Below are 20733 nucleotides of genomic sequence, written 5' to 3' on the forward strand. Positions count from 1 at the left end.
CAGGGGATTTTGGGTGTTTACAAATTATGTGTTCACCACAGACCCTATGTGGGAGCGAGCCTGCTCGCGAAGAGGCCCGGCCATTCACCGCAGCATTCAGGCCGGAGACATCTCCTGCGCCAACCCCAGAAACGCCGCCGGCAACCGCGCACTCTTGCGCTCCTTGAGGCAGTACAGATACTCCGGAATCTGCGGCGCATTCTCGATGGTCAGCACGCGTAACTGCGGATCATGCGGCACTTCCTGGCGGGCAATGATGCTGATGCCGATGTTGCGCAGCACCGCCTCACGAATTGACTCGCGGCTGCCGATCTCCAGCAACGGGCCGAAACTCACCCCGGCGCTGGCCAGCAATTCTTCGGTCAAGCGCCGCGTGGTCGAACCGGACTCGCGCATCAGCAAGGTATGCCCGGCCAACGCACTCAACGTCACATGCTCATGCACCGCCAACGGATGATTGCGATGCACCGCCAGCACCAGCGGATCGGTGCCGAGCACCCGGCGAATCAGCCGCGCGTCATCGAGCAACTGCGATGACGCGGCGACGTCCACCCGGTAATCCTCAAGCGCTTCCAGCACCTGCTGCGAGTTGCCGATTTCCACCGACACTTCCACCTGCGGCAGACGCTCGCGGAAGGTCTTCACCAGATCAAGGATGTAATACGGCGCGGTGGCGGCGATGCGCAGCGTGCCTTGCACCTGGCCGCTGTTGCGCAGGAAGAACTCGATATCGGCCTCCTGCTGCAACAACGCCTTGACCATCGGCAGCAACCGCGCGCCTTCGTCGCTGACGCTGAGGCGGCGACCGCCCCGGTAGAACAGCTCTACCGAATACTGGCTTTCCAGATTGCGGATCTGCGTGGTCACGGTCGGTTGGCTGAGGCCGAGTTTCTTCGCCGCCAGGGTGATGCTGCCCAAGCGGGCCACCATGTAAAACGCCTTCAGCTCGGCACTCAGCACACCCGTCCCTCTCGTTTATTTGCGCAGCAGGCGCAAACCGTTGAACACCACCAACAGGCTCACGCCCATGTCGGCAAACACCGCCATCCACATGGTGGCGAGTCCGGCGAAGGTTACTCCAAGGAAGATCGCTTTGATCACCAGTGCCAACGCGATGTTTTGTTTCAGGATGCTCGCAGTATCGCGCGACAGGCTGATGAATGCCGGAATCTTGCGCAGATCATCGTCCATCAGGGCGACATCAGCGGTTTCAATCGCGGTATCGGTGCCGGCGGCGGCCATGGCAAAACCGATCTCGGCGCGGGCCAGCGCCGGGGCGTCGTTGATGCCGTCGCCGACCATGCCGACGCGATGACCTTTACCGTAAAGCTCTTCAATGGCTTGCAGCTTGTCGGTCGGCAGCAAGTCACCCTTGGCTTGGTCGATGCCGACCTGCGCGGCAATCGCCTGCGCGGTGTGGACGTTGTCACCGGTCAGCATCAGGGTTTTCACGCCCAGTGCATGCAACTGACGGATCGCCTCGCGGCTGGTCTCCTTAACGGTGTCGGCCACAGCAAACAACGCCAGCGGGCCGGACTTGTCGAGCAGCAACACCACGGACTTGCCCTGTTTCTCCAGCGCAAAGAGCTTTTCTTCCAGTGCCGGCGAGCACAGGCCCAGCTCTTCAACCAGGCGATGGTTGCCCAAGTGATAGGTCTGGCCGTTGATATCACCCTTCACGCCACGCCCGGCCAGCGCTGCGAAGTTATCCACAATCAGCGCGGCGAAGTTTTTATCCACAGCATTCTTAGCGATGGCCAGCGACACCGGGTGGTCGGAGCGACCGGCCAGTGCGGCAGCAATTGCCGGGGCCGTGGCGTCGGCGGTCGGGTCGAGGGACAGGTAGTCCGTCTGCACCGGTTTGCCGTGGGTGATCGTCCCGGTTTTATCCAGCGCCAGATAGTCGAGCTTGAAACCGCCCTCCAGGTACACGCCGCCCTTGACCAGAATGCCTTTGCGCGCCGCCGCCGCGAGGCCGCTGACGATGGTCACCGGAGTGGAAATCACCAAGGCACATGGGCACGCGACCACCAGCAACACCAGCGCGCGGTAGATCCAATCGAACCACACGGCGCCCATAAACAGCGGCGGAATGATCGCCACGGCCAGGGCCAACACGAACACTACTGGGGTGTAGATGGTCGAGAATTGATCGACGAAGCGCTGGGTCGGTGCGCGTGCGCCTTGTGCCTGTTCGACGGCGTGGATGATCCGCGCCAGGGTCGAGTTGTTCGCCGCCGCGGTGACCGCGTATTCCAGCGAACCGGCCTGGTTGATGGTGCCGGCGAAGACTTTGTCGCCCACGGCTTTCTCAACCGGCAGGCTTTCACCGGTGATCGGCGCCTGGTCGATGGTCGAGTTGCCGATGACGACTTCGCCGTCCAGTGCAATGCGCTCGCCGGGTTTCACCCGCACGCGGGCACCGAGTTCGACGACTTTCACGTCCTGCTCGAGCCAACTGCCGTCGGCCTGCTGCACGGTGGCCTGTTCCGGGGTCATTTGCATCAACCCGCTGATGGCGTTGCGGGCTCGGTCCAGCGAGCGCGCCTCGATCAGCTCGGCCACAGTGAACAGGAACATCACCATCGCCGCTTCCGGCCACTGGCCGATGAGGATGGCGCCGGTCACCGCGATGCTCATCAGCGCATTGATGTTGAGGTTGAGGTTCTTCAGGGCGATCCAGCCCTTTTTGTAGGTGGTCAGGCCGCCGCTGAGGATCGACACCAGCGCAATGATCGCCACCACCCAGGTCGGCGCGGCGTTGGTGAAGTGGATGACTTCCGCCACCAGAGCACCGACGCCGGACAACGCCAGCGGCCACCAGTGTTTTTTCACTGGCGCGGGGGCCGGAGCTTCGACGCCAGCCTCCAACGGCTCGGCGTGCATGCCGAGGGATTTGATCGCCTCGGTGATCGGCTCGGTGCCCGGCAGCGTGTGGGTCACGCCGAGTACGCGGTTGATCAGGTTGAATTCCAGTTGCTCAACGCCCGCCAGTTTGCCGAGTTTGTTCTGGATCAGCGTCTGCTCGGTCGGGCAGTCCATCGCCTCGATGCGGAAACTGCTCAACCGGGCGTCCGCGCTTTTCGCCTCGCTCAGTTGCACCAGCGCAGGCGCGGTCGCTTTCGTCGAGCAGCATGAATCTGCGCTCGTTTGAACTGGCGCAGGCGCAGCGGCTTTCGACCCGCAGCAGGAATCGCCGCCATGGTCGTGCTTATGCACAGGCTGCAATTTTGGGCTGTGGTTATGATCGTGCCCGTCGCCGGGCTTGTGGGTGTGCTGGGAATCGCTCATTGGTCGCGTCCATGAAGGTGCCTGTTGCCAAGTAAAGACCCTGTAGCCACTATAGGGTCAAGCACCCTTTTGGAGATTGTCGTCATGAAGATCGGAGAACTGGCCAAACTGACCGATTGCGCCGTGGAAACCATCCGCTACTACGAGCGCGAAAACCTGCTGCCGGAACCGGCCCGCAGCGACGGCAACTACCGCGTCTACACCCAGGCCCACGCCGAACGCCTGACCTTCATCCGCAACTGCCGCACCCTCGACATGACCCTCGAAGAAATTCGCAGCCTGCTGGCCATGCGTGACAGCCCGCAGGATCAATGTGAAAGCGTGAACACGCTGATCGACGAGCACATCCAGCATGTGAAGGCGCGGATTGATGGCTTGCTAGCCTTGCAGACGCAACTGCTCGACCTGCGCCAACGCTGTGGCGAAGGGCCGGGGGCCGATCAATGCGGGATTTTGCAGCGGCTGGAAGTGAGTGGCGGGGTGGTGGCGACGGAGGTTGAACACTCCCATGTGGGCCGCAGTCACGGCCACTGAGCCCTTCACAAATCGAAATGTGGGAGCGAGCCTGCTCGCGAATGCGGTGTGTCAGCCAGTATCTCTATGACTGACACATCCTCTTCGCGAGCAGGCTCGCTCCCACATGGGTATCGCGTGGTGGCTTAAACCGCCATCGGCGCGGTCATTGGCGCGTGGTGCTCGTAGCCTTCCAGCGAAAAGTCGCTCGGCTCGACCAGTTCCAGCCATTCCGGCTGATACACGCCCGTCTTGGCAAACTCCGGCACACGATCCGAGATTTTCAGTTTCGGCATGGCGAACGGCTCGCGCTTGAGCTGTTCGTTGAGCATGTCCAGGTGGTTTTCGTAGACGTGGGCGTCACCGATGAAATAGGTGAACCAGCGCGGCGTGTAGCCGGTCAGGCGACCGATCAGGCTCAGCAGTGCGGCGCCTTCGGTGAGGTTGAACGGCGTGCCCAGGCCCAGATCGTTGGAGCGGATGTAGAGGGTCAGGGAAATTTCCTTGGTCTCGACATTCGGGTGGAACTGGTACAGCAGATGGCATGGCGGCAGGGCCATTTCATCGAGCTGGGCGCAGTTCCAGCCGTGGAACAGGATGCGGCGGCTGCCCGGATCCTTGATGATCGTGTCGACGCACTGGCGAACCTGATCGATGGCTTTGTACAGCACCACGTAGGCCTGACCGTCTTCTTCGCCTTGAGCGATCTGCTTGTAACCGTTGCTCAACGTTTGTTCGATGGCCGCTGTGTTGCTCAGCGGGATCTGCTTGTACGCCGGCCATTTGCGCCATTGCACGCCGTAGATTTCGCCGAGATCGTCGTCGCCCTGACGGAACGGGTTGGCCAGCCACTGGGCGTTTTCGTTGGCGTTCTGGTCCCATACCTTGCAGCCCAGCTCACGGAATTCAGCGGCATTGTTCACGCCACGCAGAAAGCCGCACATCTCGCCGATGGCCGATTTGAAGGCCATCTTGCGGGTGGTGATCGCCGGGAAACCTTCCTGCAGATCGAAACGCAGCATCGCCCCCGGAAAACTGATGGTGTTGATGCCGGTGCGGTTGGCCTGTTTGGTGCCGTTCTGGATGACGTGCGAGACCAGTTCGAGATATTGCTTCATGAGTTACCTGTGTCCTTTGAGCCCCGGCGTCGCGCGCCGGGGTTCGTAGTTTAAGCCGTCGGAGCGAGCGGTGCCGCCGGCGCGCGACGATAGGCCAGCCAGATCAGGAACAGCCCGCCGATGATCATCGGCACGCACAGCACCTGGCCCATGGTCAGCCAGTTCCAGGCCAGATAGCCCAGTTGCGCGTCCGGGACGCGGACGAACTCGACGATGAAACGGAAGATGCCGTAGAACAGCGCGAACATGCCGGAAACCGCCATGGTCGGGCGCGGTTTGCGCGAGAAGATCCACAGGATCAGGAACAGCGCCACGCCTTCGAGCGCGAACTGATACAGCTGCGACGGGTGACGCGGCAGTTGCGCGGGGTCGCTGAACGGCGGGAAGACCATGGCCCACGGCACGTCAGTCGCCTTGCCCCACAATTCGGCGTTGATGAAGTTACCGATACGTCCGGCGCCCAGACCGATCGGCACCATCGGCGCGACGAAGTCCATCAGCTGGAAGAACGACTTGCCATTGCGCTTGCCGAACCACAAGGCCGCCAGCATCACACCGATGAAGCCGCCGTGGAACGACATGCCGCCCTTCCACACTTCGAAAATCAGCGTCGGGTTGGCCAGGTAAGCGCTCAGGTCGTAGAACAGCACATAGCCCAGACGTCCGCCGACAATCACGCCCATCGACAGCCAGAAGATCAGATCGGAGAGCTTCTCCTTGGACCAGGTCGGGTCGAAGCGGTTGAGCCGGCGCGACGCCAGCAGCCACGCACCGCCGATGCCGATCAGGTACATCAGGCCGTACCAGTGGATTTTCAGCGGACCGATGGCCAGGGCCACCGGGTCGATCTGCGGGTAAGGCAGCATTGCGACTCCTCGTTAGAGTTGAAAGCAGAATTCCCGGGCGACGCTGCCACCTCAGGATTAAGTCAGGATTGCGACGCGATCAAAGCAAAAAGCTTAAACCCACGGTGAACAGCAAAGCGGCGAACAGTCTTTTCAGCAAGCGCGGCGACAATTTGTGCGCCAATCGCGCGCCGATACGGGCGAATACCATGCTGGTCAGAGCGATGCCCAACAGCGCCGGCAAATAGACAAAACCGAGACTATGGGCCGGCAGCAACGGATCATGCCACCCCAGAATCATGAAACTTAATGCACTGGCCAGGGCGATCGGCAAACCGCAGGCAGATGATGTCGCCACGGCCTGCTGCATCGGCACGCTGCGCCAGGTCAGGAACGGCACGGTCAGCGAGCCGCCGCCAATGCCGAAAATCGCCGACGCCCAGCCAATCACACTGCCGGCCACGGTCAGACCGAGTTTGCCCGGCACGGTTCGGCTGGCCTTGGGTTTGACGTCCAGCGCCAACTGCACAGCGATCACCAGGGCGAAAACACCGATGATTTTTTGCAGGTTGGGCCCGGAAATCGCTTCGGCTGTCAGCGCACCAAAACCGGCGCCGAGCAAAATGCCCACGGTCATCCACATGAAGATCGGCCATCGCACCGCGCCACGACGATGGTGCTCACGCACCGCGTTGACCGAGGTGAAGATGATCGTCGCCAGCGACGTGCCCACCGCCAAGTGGGTGAGAATCGACTGGTCAAAGCCCTGCAAGGTAAAACTGAACACCAGCACCGGGACAATGATGATCCCGCCACCAACCCCGAACAGCCCGGCCAGCACACCCGCACAGGCGCCCAGCGCCAGATAGAGCAGAAATTCCATGACCGTCTCCCAGACGCATCCCCAAAACCGGAGCGGCATGGTAACGGATGCATGGCCTCCTGCTCCACTTGCGATGGATGCACGGACGCCGGATGCGTAGAGTGGGCAAAAAACACACAAGGACCACCTTATGTGCCTGATTGTTTTTGCCTGGCGCCCGGGCCATGCCCAGCCGCTGATCGTCGCGGCCAACCGTGACGAGTTTTACGCCCGGCCGAGCCTGCCGCTGGCGCAATGGCCGGAAGCGCCGCAGGTGCATGCCGGGCGTGATCTTGAGGCCGGTGGGACCTGGCTGGGGATTGGCGCCAATGGGCGTTTTGCCGCACTGACCAATATTCGTGATCCGCATCAGCCGCCGGCGCGCAAATCGCGGGGGGAGCTGGTGGCGCGGTTTCTCACCGGTGATCTGTCGATTGATGATTATTTAATCGATGTGGTCGGTCGCTCGCCGGAATACGCCGGGTTCAATTTGCTGCTCGGCAACAGCCATGAGCTGTGGCATTTCAATGCGCGGATGTCGGAGCCGGTGATGCTCGCGTCGGGTGTCTACGGGTTATCCAATGCCGGGCTGGATACGCCGTGGCCGAAGTTGCTCAAGGCCAAGGCCGCGTTAAGCGCAGTGCTTGAGGATCCGCAGCCTGAACGCTTGATGGGATTGTTGAGTGATGCGCAGACGGCGCCATTCAACGAGTTGCCGGATACCGGCGTGGGATTGGCAACTGAATCATTGCTGTCGAGTGTGTTTATTGCCAGCCAGAGTTACGGGACTCGGGCGAGTACGGCGTTGATTGTGCAGGCGGATGGGACGCGGCGGATGGTGGAGCGCAGTTTTGGGCCGTATGGCGGGCATTTGGGGGAAGTGGAGATCATCATTTAGTGGTGCTCGAACTTACGCCTTCGCGAGCAGGCTCGCTCCCACACTGGATCTGTGATCGACACAAATCCCCTGTGGGAGCGAGCCTGCTCGCGAAGGGGCCCTAAGGGTGTTAGAGGGCTTTGTTGACCGCCGGCGGATTGATCTTCGACAACCCAAGGTTCTTCAGCGCCAATTGCAGCGAGCTGTGGATAACTTGCGGGTTATCGATGGTCATCAACTCCGCCAGCAATTCCTTGGCCTTGCTCAGGTTCACCTGGCGCAGCATCCACTTCACCTTCGGCAGGTTGGTGGCGTTCATCGACAGGCTGTCGAAGCCCATCGCCATCAACAGCACTGCCGCCGCCGGATCACCGGCCATCTCGCCGCAGATACTCACGGGTTTGCCTTCGGCATGGGCGTCGCGCACCACGTTCTGCAAGGCTTGCAGCACCGCCGGATGCAGGTAGTCGTAGAGGTCGGCCACCCGCGGGTTGTTGCGATCAACCGCCAGCAAGTATTGAGTCAGGTCGTTGGAGCCCACCGAGAGGAAGTCCACCTGCCGCGCCAGTTCCTTGGTTTGATACACCGCTGCCGGAATCTCGATCATCACGCCAATCGGCGGCATCGGCACGTCGGTGCCTTCGTCGCGCACTTCGCCCCAGGCCCGGTGGATCAGGTGCAGGGCTTCTTCGAGTTCGTGGGTGCCGGAGATCATCGGCAGCAGAATCCGCAGGTTGTTCAAGCCTTCGCTGGCCTTGAGCATCGCGCGGGTCTGCACCAGGAAGATTTCCGGGTGGTCGAGGGTGACGCGAATGCCGCGCCAGCCGAGGAACGGGTTGTCTTCCTTGATCGGGAAGTACGACAGTGACTTGTCACCGCCGATGTCGAGGCTGCGCATGGTCACCGGTTGCGGATGGAACGCGGCGAGCTGTTCGCGGTAGATCGCCAGTTGTTCCTTCTCGCTCGGGAAGCGCTGGTTGATCATGAACGGCACTTCGGTGCGGTACAGACCGACGCCTTCGGCGCCGCGCTTCTGCGCCCGCGCCACGTCCGCCAGCAGGCCGGTGTTGACCCACAGCGGCATGCGGTGGCCATCGAGGGTTACGCACGGCAGGTCGCGCAGGGTGTCGAGCCCCAGCGCCAGCTGTTTCTCTTCTTCCACCACCTCGGAGAACTGCTTGCGCAGCACGTCGCTGGGGTTGGTGTAGACCTCGCCGCGCGTGCCATCGACGATCATCTCGATGCCGTCGACCTTGGCGTACGGCAGGTCAACCAGACCCATCACCGTCGGAATGCCCATGGCCCGGGCCAGAATCGCGACGTGGGAGTTACCCGAGCCGAGTACCGACACCAGACCGACCAGCGTGCCCTCCGGCACCTCGCCGAGCATGGCCGGCGTCAGCTCTTCGCTGACCAGAATGGTTTTTTCCGGGTAGACCAGATTCTGCTGACGCTCTTCCTGCAAGTAGGCGAGCAGGCGGCGGCCGAGGTCTTTGACGTCCGACGCGCGCTCACGCAGGTAGGCGTCGTCCATCAGTTCGAAACGGTTGACGTGCTCGGTGACCACTTGGCGCAGTGCGCCCTGAGCCCATTGGCCGGTCTTGATCACGGTGGTGATTTCGCTGCCCAGCGAGGCATCGTCGAGCATCATCAGGTAGACGTCGAACAGCGCGCGCTCTTCCGGGCGCAGCTGGGTTGCCAGTTTGGCGGACAACGCGCGCATGTCGGCGCGCACGCCTTCGATGGCGGTCTTGAACAGCCCCAGCTCAGCATCGATGTCGGTGATGGTCTTGTCCGGCACCACGTCCAGATCGGCTGGCGGCAGCATGACCACTGCGGTACCCACTGCCGCACCCGGCGAGCCCGGCACGCCGACGAACTTGGCTTCCTGGATGCCTTTGCCCTGACGGCCCAGACCCCGGATCGAACCGGTGGCCTCGGCGTGGGCGATAACGCCGGCGAGCTGCGCGCTCATGGTCACGAGGAAGGCTTCTTCACCTTCATCGAACTGGCGGCGTTCTTTTTGCTGGATGACCAACACGCCGACAACGCGGCGGTGGTGAATGATCGGTGCGCCAAGGAACGAGGCGTAGCGCTCCTCGCCCGTCTCGGCGAAGTAGCGATAGCGCGGGTGATCCGCGGCGTTTTCAAGGTTCAGGGGTTCTTCACGCGTGCCGACCAGACCGACCAGACCTTCGTTGGGTGCCATGCTGACCTTGCCGATCGAGCGCTTGTTCAAGCCCTCGGTGGCCATCAGGACGAAGCGATTGGTCTCGGGATCAAGCAGGTAGACCGAGCAGACCTGGCTGCCCATGGCCTCTTTGACGCGCAACACAATAATCCCCAACGCCGCCTTGAGATCCTTGGCGGAGTTAACTTCCTGGACGATCTTGCGCAGCGTATTGAGCATGGCTCGGGGTCGAACTCCGTCGTCAGTCGCGCGCTAAAAGGCGCGGGGCAAGCTCTTTGAGGGCGCGGCGATACACCTCGCGCTTGAATGTCACCACCTGGCCCAACGGATACCAATAGCTGACCCAGCGCCAGCCATCGAATTCCGGTTTACCGGTCAAATCCATCCGCACCCGCTGCTCGTTGGAGATCAGGCGCAGGAGAAACCATTTCTGTTTCTGGCCGATGCACAGCGGTTGGCTGTGGGTACGCACCAGACGTTGCGGCAAACGATAGCGCAACCAGCCCCGAGTACAGGCGAGTATTTCAACATCTTCACGTTCCAGGCCAACTTCTTCGTTCAGCTCGCGGTACAAGGCGTCTTCCGGCGTCTCTTCGGGGTTGATTCCCCCCTGCGGAAACTGCCAGGCATCTTGATTGATACGGCGAGCCCATAGCACCTGGCCGGCGTCATTCGTCAGAATGATCCCGACATTGGGACGGAAACCATCGGGGTCGATCACGGCAACAACCTCGCAAACGCATGTCGCCGCATTGTTCCACAAAGCTTGATAAGGCGGCAACGAAGGTTCCTACCTTATGTGCACTCTTGTGAAAAGACCGTATTCTTGTCGCCTTTTTACTGACTTATCAGCGGGTAACTGCAATGCGCCTGGCACTCTTCGATTTGGACAACACCCTTCTGGGCGGCGACAGCGATCACGCTTGGGGCGACTATCTGTGCGAACGCGGCTTCCTCGACCCGATCGCATACAAGGCGCGCAACGACGAGTTCTATCAGGATTACCTGGCCGGAAAGCTGGATAACGCTGCTTACCTGAACTTCTGCCTGGAGATCCTCGGCCGCACCGAAATGGCCGTGCTCAATCAATGGCACAGCGACTACATGCGCGATTGCATCGAGCCCATCGTGCTACCCAAGGCGCTGGAACTGCTGAAAAAGCACCGCGATGCCGGCGACAAACTGGTGATCATCACCGCGACCAACCGCTTCGTTACCGCGCCGATTGCCGTGCGTCTGGGCGTTGAAACCCTGATCGCCACCGAGTGCGAGATGATCGACGGTCGTTACACCGGACGCAGCACCGACATTCCGTGCTTCCGCGAAGGCAAGGTGACGCGCCTGAATCGTTGGCTGGCAGAGACTGGTTATTCGCTGGATGACAGCTATTTCTACAGCGATTCGATGAACGATTTGCCGTTGCTGGAGCAGGTGGCGAACCCGGTGGCGGTGGATCCGGACCCGAATCTGCGCGCTGAAGCCGAAAAGCGTGGCTGGCCGGTCATCACGCTGCGCGACTAATATCGCCTTCGCGAGCAGGCTCGCTCCCACATTGGATCTGTGTCATTCACAAATCCCCTGTGGGAGCGAGCCTGCTCGCGAATAGGGCCGACTCGCTCTCAAGCCCTAGACAGGCTTGGCCCCCATCAACCCCGCAATGGCGAGAAACCCAACGCCGCTGACAATCGCCAGAGCCAGATTGAATGTCCGGTTGCCAACCCCTGTTGTCCACAGCCGATTCAGCCGAACAAGCAGCCAGACCGCACTGAACGTGGCCACGGCATAGATCACGCTGGAACCCAGAATCCACAACTGCCCTAACGGCCAGCCCACCAGGTGTACCAACCACCAGCCGGTGAACGGCATGCTGAACATGCCGAGCAGCATCAAACACCAGACAAACAACCACGGACGCTGCATCGTGCTCGCCGGCCCTTCGCTGCGATTACGCCAGGACAGCGCGGCGAGCCCCAGCCCGCTCACCAGGATCACCACGGTAGCCGCGACGTGAAGGACTTTCAGGGTGGTCAGGGTTTCCATGTGTTTCTCTTCCTTGGGTCATGCCCATCAGCGTAGCCGTTCAGCCAAGAAACAGCTGATAGGCCGGGTTCTCGCTTTCATCCCAGTATGGGTAGCCGATTTCCTCGAGCGCCGCCGGCACCAGATGACGTTCGTCATGGGGTACTTGCAGGCCTGCGACCACCCGGCCATCCGCCGCACCGTGGTTGCGGTAGTGGAACATCGAGATGTTCCAGCGCCCGCCGAGCTTGTTGAGGAAGTTGAACAGCGCACCCGGACGCTCCGGGAACTCGAAGCGGAACACCACTTCATCGATCACATGCGCCGCGTGGCCGCCGACCATGTGGCGAATATGCAGCTTGGCCAGTTCGTTGTCGGTCAGGTCGAGCACCGGGAAGCCTTGCTCGGTCAGGCTCGCCAGCAATGCGCTGCGCGGGTCGTTTTCCGGGTGGGTCTGCACGCCAACGAAAATGTGCGCTTCGCTGCCGGTGTTGTAGCGGTAGTTGAATTCGGTGATCTGGCGCTTGCCGATGGCCTCGCAGAACGCCTTGAAGCTGCCGGCCTTCTCGGGGATGGTCACGGCGATGATCGCTTCGCGGCCCTCGCCCAGCTCGGCGCGTTCGGCAACGTGACGCAAACGGTCGAAATTGACGTTGGCCCCAGAATCGATGGCGACGAAGGTCTGACCGGTGACGCCGCGCAGTTCGACGTACTTTTTGATCCCGGCCACGCCCAGGGCGCCGGAGGGCTCGGTGATGGAGCGGGTATCGTCGTAAATGTCCTTGATTGCCGCGCAGATCTCGTCGGTGCTGACGGTGATCACTTCATCGACATAGTCTTTGCAGATGTCGAAGGTGTGCTGACCGATCTGTGCCACGGCCACGCCGTCGGCGAAGATGCCCACGGTCGGCAACACCACGCGCTCACCGGCAGCCATCGCCGCTTGCAGGCAGTTGGAGTCGTCGGGCTCGACGCCGATGACTTTGATGTCCGGGCGCAGGTATTTCACATACGCCGCGATGCCGGCGATCAGACCGCCACCACCAACAGGAACGAAAATCGCGTCCAGCGGCTGCGGGTGCTGGCGCAGAATCTCCATTGCCACAGTGCCCTGCCCGGCAATGGTGTGCGGATCATCGTAGGGGTGGATGTAGACGTAGCCTTTTTCGTCGACCAGTTTCAGCGAGTAGGCCAGCGCTTCCGGGAACGAATCGCCGTGCAGTACCACTTTGCCGCCGCGCGAACGCACGCCTTCGACCTTGATCTCCGGGGTGGTCTTGGGCATCACGATAGTCGCTTTGACGCCCAGCACTTTCGCCGCCAGGGCCAGACCCTGCGCATGGTTGCCCGCCGACGCGGTGACCACGCCACGGGCGCGCTCTTCTTCGGTCAGCTGGGTCAACTTGTTGTAGGCGCCGCGAATCTTGAACGAGAACACTGGCTGCAAGTCTTCGCGCTTGAGCCAGATGTCATTGCCCAGCCGCTCGGAGAGCTGGCGAGCGTTCTGCAGCGGGGTTTCTACGGCAACGTCATAAACGCGCGAGGTGAGGATCTTTTTGACGTACTGTTCGAGCATCGGAAAGCATCACTGAGCGGGTTGTGCAGGGCCATGGAGTCTAACCCGGCTTTTGCCCGTGCGACCACACTAAACAGTGTGGTCATAACCCGGACACTGGTGATGGAGAACCTTTGTGGTGAGGGGATTTATCCCCGACCGGCGGAGCAGCCGTCGCAAAACTGAGATCAAGTTATTTCTGAAAGAATGCCGGGGGAGCGCTTCGCACTCCATCGGGGATAAATCCCCTCGCCACAGGAGGTTTTAACCAGGCATGGGGCTATAATGCCGACCTTTCCGTTCTTACCTTGCCCGCTTCCGGAGCCCGCATGACCCAGGATCAACTCAAACAGGCAGTGGCTCAGGCCGCCGTCGACTTCATCCTTCCGAAACTCGACGACAAGAGCATCGTCGGGGTCGGCACCGGCTCCACCGCCAACTGCTTCATCGATGCACTGGCTCAGCACAAGGGTGCGTTCGATGGCGCAGTCGCCAGTTCCGAAGCCACCGCCGCACGCCTGAAGGGCCACGGGATTCCGGTGTATGAGCTGAACACCGTCAGCGACCTGGAGTTCTACGTCGACGGCGCCGATGAAAGCGACGCGCATCTGAACCTGATCAAGGGCGGCGGCGCGGCCCTGACCCGCGAGAAGATCGTCGCGGCCGTGGCCAAGACGTTCATCTGCATCGCCGATGCCAGCAAACTGGTGCCGGTGCTGGGCGAGTTCCCGCTGCCGGTCGAAGTGATCCCGATGGCTCGCAGCCACGTCGCTCGCGAACTGGTGAAACTGGGCGGTGACCCGGTGTACCGCGAAGGCGTGCTGACCGACAACGGCAACATCATCCTCGACGTGTTCAATATGCAGATCACCAACCCGGTGGAGCTGGAAGCGCAGATCAATGCGATTGTCGGTGTCGTCACCAATGGTCTGTTCGCGGCGCGCCCGGCGGATTTGCTGCTGCTGGGTACGAGTGAAGGTGTGAAGACGCTGAAGGCTGAGTAAGCCCCGTCACCCACACATTTGTGGGCAGACGAATAAACCTGTGGGAGCTAGCCTGCTAGCTCCCACAGTGTTTTGTGGTGTTGGTTAGTTCGGCGTTGGTTTTTTGAACACGTAAAACAGATTCGGCTCACTCACCAGATACAACGTCCCGTCGTCATCCATCGCAATGCCTTCCGCCTGCGGCACCGTTTTCTGCAAACCCTGCCGGCCCTTGTTCAGGGACATGGTGCTCAACGGGCGCCCGTCCACATCCAGCTCCAGAATCAGCCGCGACTCGTCCGACAGCGCCAGCAAATGTCCGCTGCGCTCGTCGTATTGCAGGCTCGACAGGTCACGCACGAACATCCCGGCATCACGCTTGGGGTTGTTGATCACATGCACCGCGTAGGACTTTTCCGGGTTGAAGTGCGGAAAACCGTGCACTTCGTAGATCAGCATCGGATCGCGCTCTTTCGCAACAAACAGGCGCTTGCCCACCGAGTCATAAGCCAGCCCTTCGAAGCCTTTGTTGCTGCTCATGTGCACGCCGAGTGTCATCTGCTCGGCGTCGGCGGCATCGAGGTACGTGGTGTCTGTTTCCAGGTGGATCTTGATCAGCCGCTGCTGGCGCTCATCGGTGATCACGTAAGTATCGGCGCTGATGAATTCCACGGCTTCAGGGTCGCCAAAGCCGATCAGTGAGATGCGGCGCAGGATCTTGCCCTCCAGCGATAGCTCGACCAGTTCGGAATTCTTGTTGGTCACGGTAAACAGACTTTTGCGCACCGGATCGTAGGTCAGCGCCGACACATCGTCGTCCAGCCCATCAATGACGCGCGCTTCGATGTCCACACGATATTGATCCAGATCGATCGCTTCGCTGCTCAGCGGCTGCCAGAGCAAGTGCAGATTGAACCAGGCGCGCTCGAACAGGCGCATGTATTGGCCGATCGCAATCAACGCGATCAGGGCAATCACCGACAGGAGGATAACCAGAGGCTTGGGACGGGCAAGTCGACGCATTCGGGCGGGCTCGGAATCAAAACAGGCGGATGAAATATCACGCCCGTCTGAACTGAAGCTTAATGGCCACTTGCCTGCGACGACAACTGCACAATTCTGCAATTGCCGTAGGGAAAGTTACTTCTGTTTTTCGAAGCGATAGAACAGGTTCGGCTCACTGACTATATACAGCGTGCCAGACTCATCCATGGTCACGCCTTCAGCGCGGGGGATGGTCGATTTCAAGCCGTTGAAACCGCCAAGCAAAGTCATAAAGCTGACTTGCTCGCCCTTCTCGTCCAGCTCCAGCAGCAGGTGCGAATCGGCGGAAAGTACCAGCATATGGCCGGTGCGCGGATCAATCGCCAGAGCAGACAGATTGCGGATATCCAGTTCATCACTGGCCAGCTTCTGCTTGTCGCCCTTCAGGGCCTGGCTACCATCACTCTTCCAGGTGAACAGCGCCGGCGGTCGCTCCTCGCCCAGCCACAGTTGCTGATTGCGCGAGTCCCAGGTGATGGCTTCGAAAGCCTTGTTCTGGTCTTTCGACGGGCCGAGGTCGTATTTGGGGAAATTGGCGATGTTGAGCTCACGGGTGTCAGCATCGACTTTGACAATCGACAGCGTGTGCTGACGCTCGTCGACGATCGCCATCAGGCCGTTTTCCATGACGGTCAGGCCTTCCGGATTGCTCCAGCCCACCAATGGCATCTTGCGCAGCACATCGCCTTGCAGCGTCAGCTCGGCGAGGAACGGGTTTTTGCCCATCACCGAGAACAGGGTTTTGGTTTGCGGGTTGTAAGCCAGGTCCGAAGCTTCGTCCTTCTCCATGCCTGCCAGCGGCTTGGCATCGATCACCGCCCGGTAGTCCGGCAGCCAGATGCTTTCCTTTTGCTCTGCCGTGCTTTCGAAGCGCTCCAGCACCCACAGCACGCCCCGATCATCCCAATGCATGGCGAACGCCAACCCATACGCCGCAGCAATCGCCAACAGCAGCCAGGCATACCAGCGCAGGGCAAAACGTGAGCGGCGAGGGGATTTGAGCTGAGTTTGAGATGACATCGAGGGACGCGTTCCGAAAATTCAGGCTATGGGTAATAGCACAAAGAGGCCGGCTAAGACGCCAGAATTGCGGAAATTATCCGGACGGGATGTGAAAAAAACGGCAAATGGCGCGATTGTCGTGTGCGTTGCGTGGCGCGACACAAAACAAATGGGGCTCTTGTGGCGAGGGGATTCATCCCCGATGGGCTGCAAAGCGGCCCCAACAAACTGGGGACTGCTGCGCAGTCCATCGGGGTAAATCCCCTCATCACAAAAGCTCATTTCATCAGGGGTATGCGTTGAATCAGCGCACGCTGCTGCTGAAGCTGCTGGCGCCAACCAGTTCCAGCACGATGTCGTCGCCGACGTTCAGCGGGCCAACGCCCACTGGCGTACCGGTGAGAATCACGTCACCGGCCTGCAACGAGAAACAGCCGGCCATGTGCTGGATCATCGGCACGATCGGGTTGAGCATCGCGCTGCTGTTGCCGTCCTGGCGGACTTCGCCGTTGATGGTCAAGCGAATGCCGATGTCGGCCAGATCCGCGAAGGTGCTGCCGACCACGAAAGGCGCTAGTACTGCCGCGCCGTCGAACGACTTGGCGATTTCCCACGGCAGGCCCTTGGATTTGAGCTCGGCCTGCTTGTCCCGCAAGGTCAGGTCCAGCGCCGGGGCGAAACCGGAGATCGCGTCCAGCACTTCTTCACGGCTCGGCTTGGTCGACAACGGCTTGCCGATCAACACGGCAATTTCCGCTTCGTAGTGCACCGAACCGCGCTCGGTCGGAATGCTGAAGCCGCCTTCGAGCGGCACCACGCAACTGCCCGGCTTGATGAACAGCAGCGGCTCGGTAGGCACCGGGTTGTCCAGTTCCTTGGCGTGTTCGGCGTAATTACGGCCGATGCATACCACTTTCCCGATCGGGAAGTGAATGCGCGTGCCGTCGACGTACTGGTGCTGATAGCTCATTTACCGACTCCTGCCTTCATTGATTCATCAAGAATTACAGATCAAACCGCGAAGATCTTGCCCGGGTTCATGATGCCGTTCGGGTCGAACACCGCTTTGACCGCTTTCATGTATTCGATCTCAACCGGCGAACGGCTGTAGGTCAAGTAATCGCGCTTGGTCATGCCCACGCCGTGCTCGGCGGAAATCGAACCGTTGTACTTCTCGACGGTTTCGAACACCCACTTGTTGACGGTGGCGCACTTGGCGAAGAACTCGTCCTTGCTCAGGTTTTCCGGCTTGAGGATGTTCAGGTGCAGGTTGCCGTCGCCGATGTGGCCGAACCAGACGATTTCGAAGTCCGGGTAGTGTTCGCCGACGATCGCGTCGATTTCCTTCAAGAACGCTGGCACTTTCGAAACCGTGACCGAGATGTCGTTCTTGTAGGGCGTCCAGTGCGAGATGGTTTCGGAGATGTACTCGCGCAGCTTCCACAGGTTCTGCAACTGGGTTTCGCTCTGGCTCATCACGCCGTCCAGCACCCAGCCCTGCTCGACGCAGTGTTCGAAGGTTTCCAGCGCGCTGTTGGCCACTTCTTCAGTGGTCGCTTCAAATTCCAGCAGTGCGTAGAACGGGCAGTCGGTCTCGAACGGTGCCGGCACATCACCGCGGCCCAGCACTTTGGCCAGGGCTTTATCGGAGAAGAATTCGAAAGCGGTCAGGTCGAGCTTGCCCTGGAAGGCATGCAACACCGGCATGATCGAGTCGAAATCGGCGGTGCCGAGGACCATCGCGGTGAGGTTTTTCGGCGCGCGATCCAGACGCATGGTCGCTTCGACGACGAAACCGAGGGTGCCTTCGGCGCCGATGAACAGTTGCCGCAGGTCGTAACCGGTGGCGTTCTTGATCAGGTCTTTGTTCAGCTCCAGCACGTCGCCCTTGCCGGTGACGACTTTCATGCCAGCGACCCAGTTGCGGGTCATGCCGTAGCGAATCACCTTGATCCCGCCGGCATTGGTGCCGATATTGCCGCCAATCTGGCTCGATCCGGCAGAAGCGAAATCCACCGGGTAGTACAGGCCCTTTTCTTCGGCGACGTTCTGCAAATGCTCGGTGACCACGCCCGGCTGACAAACGGCGGTGCGATCAGTGAGGTTCACGTCGAGAATCTGGTTCATGTAGTCGAACGACACGACCACTTCGCCATTGGCGGCCACCGCGGCGGCGGAAAGACCGGTACGCCCGCCCGATGGCACCAGCGCGACTTTGTGGGTATTGGCCCAGCGCACAACGGCCTGTACTTGTTCGATGGTCTTGGGGAACACGATGGCGCTGGGCGCCGGGGCGAAGTGCTTGGTCCAATCCTTGCCATACGTGTTCAGGGAGTCGGCGTCGGTCAGGACCTTGCCAGGCTCGACCAGGGTCTTCAGTTCATCAATCAGGGCAGGATTGGTCATCGACAGAACTCTCGAACAATTCATGGTCATCCTGAGAACGCTTCACGTCGCAGGAATGAGTGTTTAGCGGGGTGGCTATGCTAGCATACCGACCCCGCAGAACAGTGCCCAAGGCCAGTTCTGCGGCGACGGCTTTCCTGCCGTTCGGGTCAGCTCCAAGCTGCTCCCCTCCCTGCCATTTTTCTCCGGGATACAGGTTTACGCAGATGAGCAAGACTTCTCTCGATAAGAGCAAGATCAAGTTCCTTCTTCTCGAAGGCGTCCACCAATCGGCTGTCGACGTCCTCAAGGCGGCGGGCTACACCAGCATCGAGTACCTCACAGGTTCTCTGCCGGAAGCCCAGCTCAAGGAAAAGATCGCTGACGCTCACTTCATCGGCATTCGTTCTCGCACCCAACTGACCGAAGAGATCTTCGATCACGCGAAGAAGCTTGTCGCTGTAGGCTGTTTCTGCATCGGCACCAACCAGGTTGACCTCAGTGCAGCCCGCGAGCGCGGCATTGCCGTGTTCAACGCGCCGTACTCCAACACTCGCTCCGTAGCCGAGCTGGTGCTGGCCGAAGCGATCCTGCTGCTGCGCGGCATTCCGGAGAAAAACGCTTCCTGCCACCGTGGCGGCTGGATCAAGAGCGCGGCCAACTCCTTCGAGATCCGCGGCAAAAAACTCGGCATCGTCGGCTACGGCTCGATCGGTACTCAGTTGTCGGTTCTGGCTGAAGGTCTGGGGATGCAGGTGTTCTTCTATGACACCGTGACCAAGCTGCCGCTGGGCAACGCCACTCAGGTCGGCAACCTGCACGAACTGCTGGGCATGTCCGACATCGTCACCCTGCACGTTCCGGAAACCGCTGCGACCCAGTGGATGATCGGCGAGAAGGAAATCCGCGCCATCAAGAAGGGCGGCATCCTGATCAACGCGGCACGCGGCACCGTGGTCGAGCTGGACGCCCTGGCGGACGCGATCAAGGACAAGCACCTGATCGGCGCGGCCATCGACGTGTTCCCGGTGGAGCCACGCTCCAACGACGAAGAGTTCGAAAGCCCGCTGCGTGGCCTCGACAACGTGATCCTGACCCCGCACATCGGTGGTTCGACCGCTGAAGCGCAAGCCAACATCGGTCTGGAAGTGGCGGAAAAACTGGTCAAGTACAGCGACAACGGTACTTCCGTTTCGTCGGTGAACTTCCCGGAAGTGGCCCTGCCGGCTCACCCTGGCAAGCACCGCCTGCTGCACATCCACGAGAACATCCCGGGTGTGATGAGCGAGATCAACAAGGTCTTCGCCGAAAACGGCATCAACATCTCCGGTCAGTTCCTGCAGACCAACGAGAAGGTTGGTTACGTGGTGATCGACGTCGACGCCGAATATTCGGATCTGGCGCAAGAGAAGCTGCAGCACATCAACGGCACCATCCGCAGCCGCGTGTTGTTCTGATCGAACGCTGAGCGACAAAAAAGGGAGCCCTCGGGCTCCCTTTTTCATACACGCCGCAAGTTATTCGACGTTGACGGTGATCTTCTTCGACACGATGGGTGGATCGAACGGCATGTGGCCGCTGTCACCCAGTTCAAGCTGCAAGGTGTGTTTGCCCGGGGCCAGCTTGATGTCGGCCTGAGTCTGCGCCTTGCCGAAGTGCATGTGGTTGGCATCGTTGGGAATCGGCGCACCGGCCGCCGGCAACTTGTCGACATCAATCAAAAGATGATGGTGACCGGAGTGTTTGGTGACATCGCCCGCCGGTGCCAGCGAGACGTCCTTGACGCCAAATTTGACGGTAAAGGTTTGCGATACAGTCGCCCCGTCTTCGGGAGAAACGATGAACACTTCGGCACCCTTTGGAGCCGGGGTGGCCGCACTGGCCAGCACCGAAACGCCCATCAGCACACCCGCCAACGCTGCACGTGACATAAAGCTTTTCATTTTCTTCTCCAGTTTTTCCGTAAAATCCGCGTGGTCATGACAACTTCATGACCATTCGTTGTCGAAGGCACTCGACAACCATAGCAAAGCGAGCCAGAAAATCTG

19 protein-coding genes are annotated in these 20733 nt (G+C 60.5%); 5 read left to right on the top strand and 14 right to left on the bottom strand.

What is annotated here, in order from left to right:
- Positions 1–96: 96 nt before the first annotated feature.
- Entirely contained in the window at positions 97–960 is an 864-nt protein-coding gene (locus tag ACA069_RS27065; RefSeq protein WP_497615549.1) for a LysR family transcriptional regulator, read from the bottom strand.
- Positions 961–975: 15 nt separating this feature from the next.
- Positions 976–3291, bottom strand: a complete 2316-nt coding sequence (locus tag ACA069_RS27070) for a heavy metal translocating P-type ATPase (protein WP_497615550.1) — start codon at positions 3289–3291, stop codon at positions 976–978.
- 84 nt (positions 3292–3375) lie between these two features.
- On the opposite strand from ACA069_RS27070, the gene cadR reads away from it, so the two are divergent.
- A complete protein-coding gene (gene cadR, locus ACA069_RS27075) occupies positions 3376–3825 on the top strand; it encodes a Cd(II)/Pb(II)-responsive transcriptional regulator (protein ID WP_008088440.1) in 450 nt (149 codons plus the stop codon).
- Between the two features lie 125 nt (positions 3826–3950).
- Here cadR and ACA069_RS27080 read toward each other — a convergent pair whose 3' ends face one another.
- The 3 genes from ACA069_RS27080 to ACA069_RS27090 form a co-directional block, all read right to left on the bottom strand.
- The gene (locus ACA069_RS27080; protein WP_187679078.1) at positions 3951–4922 is read right to left on the bottom strand and encodes a thymidylate synthase; all 972 of its coding nucleotides are present in this window, start codon (positions 4920–4922) and stop codon (positions 3951–3953) included.
- 50 nt (positions 4923–4972) lie between these two features.
- Complete coding sequence (gene lgt, locus ACA069_RS27085; protein WP_103304351.1) at positions 4973–5788, bottom strand: prolipoprotein diacylglyceryl transferase; 816 nt, start codon at positions 5786–5788, stop codon at positions 4973–4975.
- Positions 5789–5867: 79 nt separating this feature from the next.
- A complete protein-coding gene (locus ACA069_RS27090) occupies positions 5868–6650 on the bottom strand; it encodes a sulfite exporter TauE/SafE family protein (RefSeq protein WP_187679079.1) in 783 nt (260 codons plus the stop codon).
- Positions 6651–6780: 130 nt separating this feature from the next.
- On the opposite strand from ACA069_RS27090, the gene ACA069_RS27095 reads away from it, so the two are divergent.
- On the top strand, positions 6781–7527 hold the full coding sequence (locus ACA069_RS27095) for an NRDE family protein (RefSeq protein ID WP_497615551.1): 747 nt from the start codon (positions 6781–6783) through the stop codon (positions 7525–7527).
- Positions 7528–7636: 109 nt separating this feature from the next.
- Here ACA069_RS27095 and ptsP read toward each other — a convergent pair whose 3' ends face one another.
- Both ptsP and ACA069_RS27105 read right to left on the bottom strand, forming a co-directional pair.
- Complete coding sequence (gene ptsP, locus ACA069_RS27100; RefSeq protein WP_489879288.1) at positions 7637–9916, bottom strand: phosphoenolpyruvate--protein phosphotransferase; 2280 nt, start codon at positions 9914–9916, stop codon at positions 7637–7639.
- Between the two features lie 22 nt (positions 9917–9938).
- Positions 9939–10418, bottom strand: a complete 480-nt coding sequence (locus ACA069_RS27105) for an RNA pyrophosphohydrolase (RefSeq protein ID WP_003229203.1) — start codon at positions 10416–10418, stop codon at positions 9939–9941.
- A 143-nt stretch (positions 10419–10561) separates the two neighbouring features.
- On the opposite strand from ACA069_RS27105, the gene ACA069_RS27110 reads away from it, so the two are divergent.
- Entirely contained in the window at positions 10562–11218 is a 657-nt protein-coding gene (locus ACA069_RS27110) for a histidinol-phosphatase (protein ID WP_401271569.1), read from the top strand.
- Positions 11219–11323: 105 nt separating this feature from the next.
- Here the strand turns inward: ACA069_RS27110 and ACA069_RS27115 are convergent, their stop codons facing one another.
- Together ACA069_RS27115 and ilvA are read right to left on the bottom strand one after the other, a co-directional pair.
- Positions 11324–11737 carry a DUF2269 family protein gene (locus ACA069_RS27115; RefSeq protein WP_187679083.1) on the bottom strand — a complete coding sequence of 138 codons (414 nt, stop codon included), beginning with the start codon at positions 11735–11737 and terminating at the stop codon, positions 11324–11326.
- A gap of 40 nt (positions 11738–11777) precedes the next feature.
- On the bottom strand, positions 11778–13292 hold the full coding sequence (ilvA, locus tag ACA069_RS27120) for a threonine ammonia-lyase, biosynthetic (protein ID WP_497615552.1): 1515 nt from the start codon (positions 13290–13292) through the stop codon (positions 11778–11780).
- A gap of 308 nt (positions 13293–13600) precedes the next feature.
- Here ilvA and rpiA point away from each other — a divergent pair, with 308 nt between their 5' ends.
- Positions 13601–14275, top strand: a complete 675-nt coding sequence (rpiA, locus tag ACA069_RS27125; RefSeq protein WP_100846912.1) for a ribose-5-phosphate isomerase RpiA — start codon at positions 13601–13603, stop codon at positions 14273–14275.
- Between the two features lie 84 nt (positions 14276–14359).
- Here the strand turns inward: rpiA and ACA069_RS27130 are convergent, their stop codons facing one another.
- The 4 genes from ACA069_RS27130 to ACA069_RS27145 all read right to left on the bottom strand — a co-directional run bounded on the left by ACA069_RS27130 (position 14360) and on the right by ACA069_RS27145 (position 18706).
- Positions 14360–15277: an SdiA-regulated domain-containing protein gene (locus ACA069_RS27130; protein ID WP_497615553.1), complete on the bottom strand. Its 918-nt coding sequence runs from the start codon at positions 15275–15277 to the stop codon at positions 14360–14362.
- Between the two features lie 117 nt (positions 15278–15394).
- Positions 15395–16318, bottom strand: coding sequence for an SdiA-regulated domain-containing protein (locus ACA069_RS27135; RefSeq protein WP_187679086.1), 924 nt, complete (start codon positions 16316–16318; stop codon positions 15395–15397).
- A 286-nt stretch (positions 16319–16604) separates the two neighbouring features.
- Entirely contained in the window at positions 16605–17270 is a 666-nt protein-coding gene (locus ACA069_RS27140; protein ID WP_497615554.1) for a fumarylacetoacetate hydrolase family protein, read from the bottom strand.
- Positions 17271–17311: 41 nt separating this feature from the next.
- On the bottom strand, positions 17312–18706 hold the full coding sequence (locus ACA069_RS27145) for a D-2-hydroxyglutarate dehydrogenase (RefSeq protein WP_305440361.1): 1395 nt from the start codon (positions 18704–18706) through the stop codon (positions 17312–17314).
- A 206-nt stretch (positions 18707–18912) separates the two neighbouring features.
- On the opposite strand from ACA069_RS27145, the gene serA reads away from it, so the two are divergent.
- A complete protein-coding gene (gene serA / locus ACA069_RS27150; protein WP_064116317.1) occupies positions 18913–20142 on the top strand; it encodes a phosphoglycerate dehydrogenase in 1230 nt (409 codons plus the stop codon).
- 60 nt (positions 20143–20202) lie between these two features.
- Here serA and ACA069_RS27155 read toward each other — a convergent pair whose 3' ends face one another.
- Positions 20203–20628 (bottom strand): DUF4399 domain-containing protein, encoded by a 426-nt coding sequence (locus tag ACA069_RS27155; RefSeq protein ID WP_187681036.1) that lies wholly within the window; start codon positions 20626–20628, stop codon positions 20203–20205.
- Between the last annotated feature and the right edge of the window lie 105 nt (positions 20629–20733).

The sequence above is a fragment of the Pseudomonas sp. LBUM1652 genome (assembly GCF_059716105.1).